Source organism: Salinibacter sp. (genome assembly GCF_036626415.1).
GTDB lineage: Bacteria > Bacteroidota > Rhodothermia > Rhodothermales > Salinibacteraceae > Salinibacter.
The window spans coordinates 1-3275 of the sequence record NZ_JAZKRW010000214.1 but is presented as its reverse complement, the minus strand read 5'-3'; the positions used below and the strand labels follow the sequence as shown (position 1 = coordinate 3275).

At 66.9% G+C, this 3275-nt stretch carries 4 protein-coding genes and 1 tRNA gene; 4 read left to right on the top strand and 1 reads right to left on the bottom strand.

Annotation, left to right across the window (positions count from 1 at the left end):
* Nucleotides 1-123: 123 nt before the first annotated feature.
* The 4 genes from thiD to V5A20_RS13780 all read left to right on the top strand — a co-directional run bounded on the left by thiD (nt 124) and on the right by V5A20_RS13780 (nt 2870).
* Nucleotides 124-966, top strand: a complete 843-nt coding sequence (gene thiD, locus V5A20_RS13795; protein ID WP_332327619.1) for a bifunctional hydroxymethylpyrimidine kinase/phosphomethylpyrimidine kinase — start codon at nt 124-126, stop codon at nt 964-966.
* Between the two features lie 106 nt (nt 967-1072).
* Nucleotides 1073-1146 (top strand) — tRNA-Arg (locus V5A20_RS13790).
* A 172-nt stretch (nt 1147-1318) separates the two neighbouring features.
* Complete coding sequence (locus V5A20_RS13785) at nt 1319-2269, top strand: cyclase family protein (protein ID WP_332327618.1); 951 nt, start codon at nt 1319-1321, stop codon at nt 2267-2269.
* Between the two features lie 73 nt (nt 2270-2342).
* Entirely contained in the window at nt 2343-2870 is a 528-nt protein-coding gene (locus V5A20_RS13780; RefSeq protein ID WP_332327617.1) for a hypothetical protein, read from the top strand.
* Between the two features lie 177 nt (nt 2871-3047).
* Here V5A20_RS13780 and V5A20_RS13775 read toward each other — a convergent pair.
* Nucleotides 3048-3275 (bottom strand): rhodanese-like domain-containing protein (locus V5A20_RS13775; protein WP_332327616.1); only part of this gene is annotated, 228 nt, incomplete at its 5' end.

Below are 3275 nucleotides of genomic sequence, written 5' to 3'. Positions count from 1 at the left end.
TGCTTTCTGGCATCATGAACGTAGAGACGCCCCGGGCGGCGGCCCGCGCCTACCTGCGCGCCCTCGCCGAACATGCCTGATCCCATCGGTCGGTCCGTTTCATTCTCCCCTTCCAATTCGGTCATGCCCACAAAACCAGTAGCTCTCACCATCGCCGGAAGCGACTCGGGCGGTGGGGCCGGCATCCAGGCCGACCTGAAGGCCATGGAGGCCAACGGCGTCTTCGGCGCGTCCGCCCTCGCGGCAATCACGGCGCAGAACACGGAGGAAGTGGCGCGGGCGCACGACCTGCCGCCGTCGCTCGTCGCCGCTCAGATCGACGCCGTGGCCACCGACATGGACGTCCAGGCGGCGAAGACCGGAATGCTCTCGGCCCCCGACATTATCGAGGCGGTGGCCGACCGCGTCGCGGCCCACGACCTGCGCCCGTTCGTCGTCGACCCGGTCATGATCTCAAAAACCGGCTTCAAGCTCCTGCAGGACGACGCCATCGATACATTGGTTAATGACCTCCTTCCTTTGGCGACCGTGGTCACCCCCAACGTCCACGAGGCCGAGCATTTGACCGACGTGGACATCGACACGCCGGAGGACCTGCAGACGGCCGCGGCCGCGCTGCTCGACCGCGGGCCGGATGCCGTGCTCGTCAAAGGCGGGCACCTGTCCGGCACCGAGGAGGCCGTCGACGTGCTCGCCGACGGCGACACGACACGGCGCTTCCGGGCCCCGAAAATCGACACGAAGCACACCCACGGCACCGGCTGCACCTACGCCTCGGCCATCGCCGCCCACCTGGCACAGGGGCACGACCTGGGGGCGGCCGTTGACCGGGCGAAGCGGTACGTGACCGGGGCCATCCGTCACGCCCTGCCGCTCGGCGCGGGGCGCGGCCCCACGAACCACTTTTTTCACCTCGATCCCGAGGCGGCGCTCGCCGACCCGGACGTGGGGCCCCCGTCGACGTAGCGCCGGCGTGAACACTTCGTAAGAACGCCGACGAGAGGATCTTTTGTGCTTTGCGGAGCGTGTGTATATTGCGCTTTGCAAAAAAGACGGAGCGCGTACACCACACCTGCCCGTAGCTCAGTTGGACAGAGCGCAGCCTTGCGGTGGCTGAGGCCGGGGGTTCGAATCCTCCCGGGCAGGCCGTTTCCGGATATTTCCCCTCGGCTTCTCTTGGAGGCCGAGGGGTTTTCTTTGTCGCCTGGTGAGCCCGTGGCCGCGGGAGACCGGGGGATTGACCCCGTGCAGCGTGAGGACTACGTTAAGATCTGTAGATCCTCATCCTCTGTTTCCCCCATCCCTACCTGCCTCACCGATGCGTCGTGTCCCCCGTTGCTTCTGGCTGTTTCTGCTGGCGTTCGTCCTGGTGGGCCCTGTGCAGGCCCAGGACCACGGCCTTTGGGCCATGTACCAGCATCACCTGAAAGGAGCGAAGTACGTGGACCTCACGTTCGCCTTCGCGCCCACGAGTCCCGTCTGGCCCGGGTTCAACAACGCTGAGTTTCAGGCCACCGCCGCGGGCAACGCCATCCCGGGGTACGTGGAGGAAGGGGAGACCTATACCTACGACGAGCACGGCTTCGTGGCCACCTCCTACGTGCTGCCGACCGACCAGTACGGCACGCAGCTCGACCCGCCGGCCCACTGGAACGAGCGCGGCGCCACGATCAGCGACCTGCCGCCCACCTACGCGGTGCGGCCGCTCGTGGTGGTGGACGTGCACGAGAAGGTCGCCGAAGACCCGGGCTACCACGCCAAGGTGGCCGACGTGAAGGCCTGGGAGGCGGCGCACGGAGAGATTCCCGACGGGGCGGTGGTGATGTTTCGGTCCGACTGGCACGAGCGGTGGGCGACCGAGCCGGACCGCTACAACCAGGCGCCGTTCCCCGGCGTGGCCCTGGAGACGGCGAAGTACCTCCACGAGGAGAAGGACATTCTCTTCCACGGCCACGAACCGCTCGACACGGATACCACCGCGGGCCTCGTCACGGAGGACTGGATCCTCAACAACAACTACGCGCAGGCCGAGGGCGTGACGAACCTCGACAAGGTGCCGGAGCAGGGGGCCCTGATCGCCATCGGGTTTGCCAAACCGGAGGGAGGGACCGGGGGCTACGCCCGCTACGTCGCCATCTGCCCGCCCGGCTGGGAGCACGGCGTGACGATGGAGGAGGCGCCCGGCGCCCCTCTGCCCGAGCACGACCATCCGCTCCGGCGGGACGGGAACGGGGTCATGCGCCCGACCCCGCCGGATTCAGCACAGTAGCCTGGGACGCACCGACTGCAGAGCTCGGGGGATTTCCGTCGCGCACACTTGGGACAAACGAGATGAACACGCCGTGGCATCCTCTTCTAGCGCAGCACGCACAACCGACGGGCCGGACGCCGAAGGCACCGGGGCCAACGCCTACACACACGGGCCGATTTTCCGACGTTTGGCCTACATGTTGGTCGGAGGGATCCCCATTCTGGCCGCTGCTGTTCTGTGGGCGGCGCTGACGGGGACGCCGACACTGGACTGGGTCCCGTCGCTGCTTCTCCTAGTGCTCGTCTTGGTGAACGGGCATCGGTCGGTCGGAGAACTTCTCGCTACAATCCGGCTGACCGAGGATCGACTCCGACAAGAACGGCCGCTGCAATCCGACGCGGAGGTGCGATTCCGGGAGATCCGCCGTCTGTTTGTGGGCGGAATGACGGTCGAGGTTTACACGTCGTCGGAGTCGAACCCTGCCCTGACGTTTTCCCGGAAGCTTCGGAACGGGGACGACCTGGTCGAGAAGCTGGTCCGCGCCCTGCCCGAGGACGCCGAGGTGCATCATCCGTCCGGCGAACTGGCCGGTCGGCTGTCGGAGGCACGACCCGCGTAGGTTGCATGCGGCGGGCTCTGGCGTCCGACGTTGGCGCGGGTTCCCCGCGCCGTCACTACGATAAGCGCCGGGTCGGAAATCACACCGGCAGATTCCGTTATTGCAATTTCAACCAGTCCCGATTTCTTGCGTCGAAGGGTCTCGGTCCTGGCGCTAGGTCGCTCGCCGTGGGGCCGTTCACGGGTGGAGGGCCGCGTCTTCGGATGGCTGATCGGCCCGCAGGGAATCCGTCAGCAGCCGGCCCCAGGTCGCGTCGTAGGGGTGCACTGCGGAGACCTGTTCGCCGTCCCGGACAACCGGTCGCCCTTCGTTTGCCCAGCGAAAGATGGACCCCTCCAGGTTGTACACCTGGGAAAAGCCCTGCCTCTGCAGCGCCTGCACCACGCCCGCCGACCGGTAGCCGAC